The organism is Clostridium sp. FS41, assembly GCF_000954015.1.
Lineage (GTDB): Bacteria > Bacillota > Clostridia > Lachnospirales > Lachnospiraceae > Enterocloster > Enterocloster citroniae.
On record NZ_JYHN01000023.1, the window covers coordinates 1 to 3,926 of the forward strand.

Annotated in this window: 11 protein-coding genes and 1 pseudogene; all 12 read right to left on the minus strand. The window is 42.0% G+C overall.

What is annotated here, in order from left to right:
* Positions 1 to 193 (minus strand): hypothetical protein (locus tag CLFS41_RS02565; RefSeq protein ID WP_347467381.1); only part of this gene is annotated, 193 nt, incomplete at its 3' end.
* Positions 180 to 464 (minus strand): hypothetical protein, encoded by a 285-nt coding sequence (locus CLFS41_RS02570; RefSeq protein WP_242856761.1) that lies wholly within the window; start codon positions 462 to 464, stop codon positions 180 to 182. The genes CLFS41_RS02570 and CLFS41_RS02565, both read right to left, overlap by 14 nt.
* A 30-nt stretch (positions 465 to 494) precedes the next feature.
* Positions 495 to 656, minus strand: coding sequence for a hypothetical protein (locus CLFS41_RS29990; protein WP_161797473.1), 162 nt, complete (start codon positions 654 to 656; stop codon positions 495 to 497).
* Positions 653 to 850 (minus strand): hypothetical protein, encoded by a 198-nt coding sequence (locus CLFS41_RS02575; RefSeq protein ID WP_045091363.1) that lies wholly within the window; start codon positions 848 to 850, stop codon positions 653 to 655. The genes CLFS41_RS29990 and CLFS41_RS02575 overlap by 4 nt, the downstream gene beginning before the upstream one ends.
* Positions 851 to 882: 32 nt before the next feature.
* Positions 883 to 1,047 (minus strand): hypothetical protein, encoded by a 165-nt coding sequence (locus CLFS41_RS29995; protein ID WP_161797474.1) that lies wholly within the window; start codon positions 1,045 to 1,047, stop codon positions 883 to 885.
* Between the two features lie 168 nt (positions 1,048 to 1,215).
* Positions 1,216 to 1,380: pseudogene (locus CLFS41_RS31100) on the minus strand (AbrB/MazE/SpoVT family DNA-binding domain-containing protein); the annotation flags it as partial.
* 18 nt (positions 1,381 to 1,398) lie between these two features.
* Complete coding sequence (locus CLFS41_RS02585) at positions 1,399 to 1,815, minus strand: DUF551 domain-containing protein (RefSeq protein ID WP_045091365.1); 417 nt, start codon at positions 1,813 to 1,815, stop codon at positions 1,399 to 1,401.
* 22 nt (positions 1,816 to 1,837) lie between these two features.
* Positions 1,838 to 2,062, minus strand: coding sequence for a hypothetical protein (locus CLFS41_RS02590; protein WP_045091366.1), 225 nt, complete (start codon positions 2,060 to 2,062; stop codon positions 1,838 to 1,840).
* Positions 2,063 to 2,327: 265 nt separating this feature from the next.
* On the minus strand, positions 2,328 to 2,486 hold the full coding sequence (locus CLFS41_RS30000) for a hypothetical protein (RefSeq protein ID WP_161797475.1): 159 nt from the start codon (positions 2,484 to 2,486) through the stop codon (positions 2,328 to 2,330).
* A 24-nt stretch (positions 2,487 to 2,510) separates the two neighbouring features.
* Entirely contained in the window at positions 2,511 to 2,684 is a 174-nt protein-coding gene (locus CLFS41_RS30370; protein WP_200895070.1) for a hypothetical protein, read from the minus strand.
* A gap of 41 nt (positions 2,685 to 2,725) precedes the next feature.
* Entirely contained in the window at positions 2,726 to 3,514 is a 789-nt protein-coding gene (locus tag CLFS41_RS02595; protein ID WP_052665588.1) for a site-specific DNA-methyltransferase, read from the minus strand.
* Positions 3,515 to 3,542: 28 nt separating this feature from the next.
* On the minus strand, positions 3,543 to 3,860 hold the full coding sequence (locus tag CLFS41_RS02600; protein ID WP_045091367.1) for a hypothetical protein: 318 nt from the start codon (positions 3,858 to 3,860) through the stop codon (positions 3,543 to 3,545).
* Positions 3,861 to 3,926: the final 66 nt, after the last annotated feature.

Below are 3,926 nucleotides of genomic sequence, written 5' to 3' on the forward strand. Positions count from 1 at the left end.
ACAATCCTTTATCAAACTGCCGGTAAAACTCCAGGCAGTAGTCCACAAAGCGTTGCTCCCGGCTCTTACCATCCACCTCACGCCGGATCAGCTGTCCGAAGTGATCCTTAAACATCAGCACCGGTATTCCAAGCATCAGAAGGAATGCCGTCTCGGCTGCATCGTGTGTGGCCTCCCGTTTAATCCCCTGCATCTGGTCCCTGGAAAGATTGTATGTAGGCTGCTTTCTGTTCTGACGCTCCAAACGGCGCCTTTCTGCTCGGGTCATAATATCGTCTCACTCCCTTCGGTGGCTCCCGCAGTTCCGGATCCGGGCAGGCCACTGTATATGTATAGGCCGGCATCCTGGCGGACCATGTGTCTGGTGGCGGTTCCTTGATGGCTGATTCCGCGGAAGCCGCTACAGCTGATAACCGTAATACCTTATTGGCCTTTACCTGTTTACTGTCTGCTTTCTTTTTCATCAAGCACCTCCTTTAGCACAGCTGCTCCGCTCATCTTATCAATAGCCATGTTCCCGCAATAATCATTAAGGTTATTGCAAGCGATACTATCCACCTTATGGCCGCTACTTTTATCCCTGATTCCGCTACGGTTATGGCAAACAGTACAGCGAATACAGCCAGTAACATTAAGCCTCCAATTATCCTTTTCAATCAAACACCTCCTGCGTCTGCCCTGTGGCCTCAGACTTACCAGTGGCCATCTCTCGTATGTACTGATGCGGCACGTTGCAGTTTACTGCATTCATTACCAGTTCTGATCTTGCCCCTTCCTTCATCAACTCAAACAATGTTTCTGTCTTGATCTCAGTTCTGTCGTCTTTTCCTATTACATCAGCTAATCCCATTAGTAATCTCCCTTCGTATCGAATATCTCAGTTTACCAGAATACGCCTGTTATTTTGCCAAGCTCATTGATTCTATTTACTTTTGCATTGTACTGGTCAGTTCCTTCTTCTAGTTCTTCCAGTTCGGCAGAAAGTATTTCTTGTTCACGTGCAGCATCATTGTATTTCTTTTCTCTTTCTTCAAAATCTGCTAACATATTTTTTCTCCATTTCTCCGACACTCAGCAGTCGGCGGCTAAAGGCTAATTTCCCTGTTTTAAAAGATTCTGAATCTCCCGAATATGCCGCCGAATATCTCCAGTCTTTTTCGGTCCCAAGCCAACACACATCTCTTCCACGGCTTCTTGAAGGTTGGCAGCCATACTTGATAATTCATTTTCTGGATAATACTTTTTCAGTGTAACGCTATCTGCTGAGACATATATCTCCATAGGTGTTCCTTCGCTTATTCCTAACTTCCGCCTTACTTCCTTCGGCAGCACAATCCGCCCCAAATCATCCACTCTCCTTATAATTCCTGTTGCTTTCATAATTTTCCCTTTCTCCGGTTATCTCGGAAATTTTAATTTCTCTGGCCTATACGGTTCTGGCAGCGGCATCCAAGCGTTGATATCTTTCATTGGGTGATTGAGATCCGTTGGAGTTATATGCCAGCTTTCCCCATGCGGACCATACCAGGCTGTTAATATCCAGCCATCCCTCGTGCAGACTAAGACATCTTCTTTTGCCTCTGGGAGCTGCTCTGCCACTGGAATCCATACAGGTACATCCTTCTGGTAAGCATCATACCAAATATCCCATTGCTCGCTCGCACGTTTGAGCCTATCCAATAATACCGGGATTTCACACGGCTCCAGGCCGGTATCCTCATAGGCAGCTAATCTTATCATCGCATCACGAAATCTATCATGACGTATGCTTACCTCAGTTTTTTCCTCATTAATCCAATCTGTTAATCTCTCCATACCGTAGTTCCCTTCTTAAATTCTAATATTCGCTGATTCTATAACAATTCAGCTTTCTCTCTGCAATGTTGTATTCAAAATTTACGGCAACGCCATCACGATGCCAAGCTCCAACCAAAAACGGTACTCCCGCCCATGTTCCTATAGTTTCGTATTTAACAATACCGTATGCCTCTATTTCTGGACAGTATACAGGTTTTCCCGCCAGTTCTTGCAGCTCCTCCGGAGTAAGTGGCTCTTTATTCATTTGGCCCTCCTTCTGAAAATACTAAGTTAACGTCAGATGTTTACTTGCTCAACACCTTTCATAATCCTTTTTATACAATCCTCGCATAAATGATGTGTTTTAGTTCCATATGGTCTGGTAGGAATCGTAACACTGTAAATTTTATATATCGGTTTATGAAATTCCGAACTATTTCTAAAATTCGGTGCCCCACATACACAATACGCATGTTCTTTTATCAATTCCACTTCTGGATATAACATACTTTAATTTCCTCCACTAAATGCTAATTTATCTGTCTAATATTCCATATATCATATTCGTGCAGATCATGCTCTGCAATATCCTCTCCGTCCATCACTGCCGCTATATTTTCCGCTTCTTCTTTATTTTCCGCATCAATTACAATTTTTGTGAATTGAGCGTACTCAATCTCAAATTTCATCCGGCTGTTCTCCTCCTTAAATTCTTAATCTTCGTATGGTTCTATTTTCAGGCACGTTATCCCTCTAATTGTTCCATTCCCTATTAACACATCAGATGCTGTCAACATCCCCGATATATCTGCACTTTCTTCCTGTCCTATATCTGCCAGGACAATATCGTCTGGCGGCGCTTTTTTCAACAGCGCAATTAATTCCATTACTGTCTCCTTCTAAAAAATATTAATACTGCTGAAATAGCTTACTGCATTAATCTGGCCAGCGTTATATCTGTATATTTAAGATTTTTATCATTAACTATATAAATTCTGTTCTGTGCCGCGGCTGCGGCTGCGGTCGTTCCAGAACCGCAACATATATCGACAACTCGTCCGCCAATATCCGTATATGTTTTAATCATATATTCAAATAATTTTGTTGGTTTCTGGGTTGGATGTAACCCCTTTTCAACATTAAATTTCTGGACACTTCTTGGATAGCGCTTACCGTCATACTCTCCATCTGTCCTTTCGTAGCCATTTGAGGTTGCAAGGTTATCTGTCATTCCTTTACGCTTTATCTTATAAGGTTTCCCCTTGGTAAATTGAGGATTGTATTTCATGTATTTTCCCGACTTATTATATGTAATTGGTGCTTTCCCAAAGATTAGGATGGATTCATGAACTTTAAATGGTTGATGCTTTACACTTACGAAATTAGATCCATTGTCTTTCTCCCAAATCCATTCATATTTAAAATTATTAATATGGTTCATAACTAAATAGCTTGTAAACGGTTGACTTGCTGTTAAGGCTATACACCCATCTGGCGTTAACATTTTCAATGCTAAATCAAAAAATTCCTTATCATCTATTGGTAAATCCCATTTGTTTGCGGTAACTCGATTTATACCTTTAAATGTGTAGGGAAAATCACACAAAAACATATCGATGCTTTCATCTCCGTAATCTTCATAAAGGGCGTGTATAAAATCTTTGGCATCAAGATTATAGACATGATTATCTTTTATAAAATCTTCTGGTTCGTTCATATCTCATTCTTCTTTCTTAAATCTGTGTTTACCGCTTCTGGCCTTCCAGGATGCAGTCCAACGCCAGCCTTGCAAAGATATTGGTTTCCTTTTCTGCCTCGGCATATTCTTTTTGAGCGGACTCTACCCTGTCTCCAAGCGCATTGTCTATGTAGCCATCTTTCTTCCACATCTCGGCGAGCGCGTACCATTCGCATCTCTTTCTCTCCTCTTTGTCCCGACATGCCTTATAGTACTCGCAGAATCTTTTCGCAATCGTTTTATCCGTTCCCATATTTTCCTCCTGTATTGCAAATAATTCTATTTGGCCGTCACATTCGTAATGGTCAAATACCTCTAATCCCATAACTTCCTTCCTCCGCTAAATGGGCATCTTGGTGTGTGGCTGCTCTGCCAGCAGTTCCCCCACTGC

Coding starts and splice junctions, on each gene's coding strand:
- CLFS41_RS02570 (WP_242856761.1), bottom strand. CDS start 464: ATGAAAAAGAAAGCAGACAGTAAACAGGTAAAGGCCAATAAGGTATTA.
- CLFS41_RS02575 (WP_045091363.1), bottom strand. CDS start 850: ATGGGATTAGCTGATGTAATAGGAAAAGACGACAGAACTGAGATCAAG.
- CLFS41_RS02585 (WP_045091365.1), bottom strand. CDS start 1,815: ATGGAGAGATTAACAGATTGGATTAATGAGGAAAAAACTGAGGTAAGC.
- CLFS41_RS30000 (WP_161797475.1), bottom strand. CDS start 2,486: ATGAAATTTGAGATTGAGTACGCTCAATTCACAAAAATTGTAATTGAT.
- CLFS41_RS02590 (WP_045091366.1), bottom strand. CDS start 2,062: ATGAATAAAGAGCCACTTACTCCGGAGGAGCTGCAAGAACTGGCGGGA.
- CLFS41_RS02600 (WP_045091367.1), bottom strand. CDS start 3,860: ATGGGATTAGAGGTATTTGACCATTACGAATGTGACGGCCAAATAGAA.
- CLFS41_RS30370 (WP_200895070.1), bottom strand. CDS start 2,684: ATGGAATTAATTGCGCTGTTGAAAAAAGCGCCGCCAGACGATATTGTC.
- CLFS41_RS02595 (WP_052665588.1), bottom strand. CDS start 3,514: ATGAACGAACCAGAAGATTTTATAAAAGATAATCATGTCTATAATCTT.
- CLFS41_RS29995 (WP_161797474.1), bottom strand. CDS start 1,047: ATGTTAGCAGATTTTGAAGAAAGAGAAAAGAAATACAATGATGCTGCA.